The organism is Gleimia coleocanis DSM 15436, assembly GCF_000159015.1.
Classification (GTDB): Bacteria; Actinomycetota; Actinomycetes; order Actinomycetales; family Actinomycetaceae; genus Gleimia; species Gleimia coleocanis.
The window spans coordinates 1-1,690 of the sequence record NZ_DS999539.1; the positions used below are offsets into that span (position 1 = coordinate 1).

At 52.3% G+C, this 1,690-nt stretch carries 2 rRNA genes (1 of these 2 cut by a window edge); both read left to right on the forward strand.

Going from position 1 to position 1,690, the window contains the following annotated elements:
- Positions 1–925, forward strand: a 16S ribosomal RNA gene (locus HMPREF0044_RS00005); the annotation flags it as partial.
- Positions 926–1,365: 440 nt separating this feature from the next.
- A 23S ribosomal RNA gene (locus HMPREF0044_RS08040) occupies positions 1,366–1,690 on the forward strand; it runs 2,398 nt beyond the window's last position.

Consider the following 1,690-nt stretch of genomic DNA (forward strand, 5'->3'; position numbering starts at 1 on the left):
CCCTGGGCTTGCGGTGGGTACGGGCAGGCTTGAGTGCGGTAGGGGAGACTGGAATTCCTGGTGTAGCGGTGGAATGCGCAGATATCAGGAGGAATACCGGTGGCGAAGGCGGGTCTCTGGGCCGTTACTGACACTGAGGAGCGAAAGCGTGGGGAGCGAACAGGATTAGATACCCTGGTAGTCCACGCTGTAAACGTTGGGCACTAGTTGTGGGGGCTTTTGTTGGTTTCCGCGACGTAGCTAACGCATTAAGTGCCCCGCCTGGGGAGTACGGCCGCAAGGCTAAAACTCAAAGGAATTGACGGGGACCCGCACAAGCGGCGGAGCATGCGGATTAATTCGATGCAACGCGAAGAACCTTACCAAGGCTTGACATGCACCGGACGACCTTAGAGATAGGGTTTCCCTTTGTGGCTGGTGTGCAGGTGGTGCATGGTTGTCGTCAGCTCGTGTCGTGAGATGTTGGGTTAAGTCCCGCAACGAGCGCAACCCTTGTCTAGTGTTGCCAGCAAGTAATGTTGGGGACTCTCTAGAGACTGCCGGGGTTAACTCGGAGGAAGGTGGGGATGACGTCAAATCATCATGCCCCTTATGTCTTGGGCTTCACGCATGCTACAATGGGCGGTACAGTGGGTTGCAATACCGTGAGGTGGAGCTAATCCCCAAAGCCGTTCTCAGTTCGGATCGTAGTCTGCAACTCGACTACGTGAAGGTGGAGTCGCTAGTAATCGCAGATCAGCATTGCTGCGGTGAATACGTTCTCGGGTCTTGTACACACCGCCCGTCACGTCACGAAAGTTGGTAACACCCGAAGCTCATGGCCTAACCACGTTTGTGGGGGGAGTGGTCGAAGGTGGGATTGGCGATTGGGACGAAGTCGTAACAAGGTAGCCGTACCGGAAGGTGCGGCTGGATCACCTCCTTTCTAAGGATATTTTTTGTGAGACAACCTCCTCTTAGTGTTTATTTCCCAGCTGTGTTTGGTTGGGTGGGGGAGTGGCAGGAAGAATAGCAGTCTTTTGGGATTGGGCTTAGGCTGTTTTGCTTGTAAACGTTTTTTACGGCGGCATGCTATCAGGTTTTCTGCTAACACCCGTTTTTGCACGCGTTCTTTGTTTCCACTGTTGTGGTTGCTTGGGTGTGTGTGGGTTTGTTGGTTTCGCTCACCGGGGGTGGGGGCCACTTGAACATGTTGTGTTGTGGTGGTTGCTTGGCTTTTGGTGTGGTGGGGTTGTTGGTGAATTGTATAGTGGTTGCGAGCATCTAAAAAATATTTTTTTGATGATTAACATTATTTTTGTATTGCTTATTCATTGTGTTATTTAACTATGAGCACTTGTTTTTAGTGTTGTTTTTAGTTTTTACGGGCATTCGGTGGATGCCTTGGCACCTTGAGCTGATGAAGGACGTAGCGGCCTGCGATAATCCTCGGGGAGTTGGCGAGCGAGCTTTGATCCGGGGGTTTCCGAATGGGGGAACCTAGCCAGGTTTGTTTCTGGTTACCATCACTTGAATATATAGGGTGATTGGGGGGAACGCGGGGAAGTGAAACATCTCAGTACCCGCAGGAAGAGATATTCCGTTAGTAGTGGCGAGCGAACGCGGAGGAGGCTAAACCATGTGCGTGTAATTACCCGGCAGGGGTTGCGTGTGTGGGGTTGTGGGGTCTTGTTGGTTGTGTCTGCCGGCG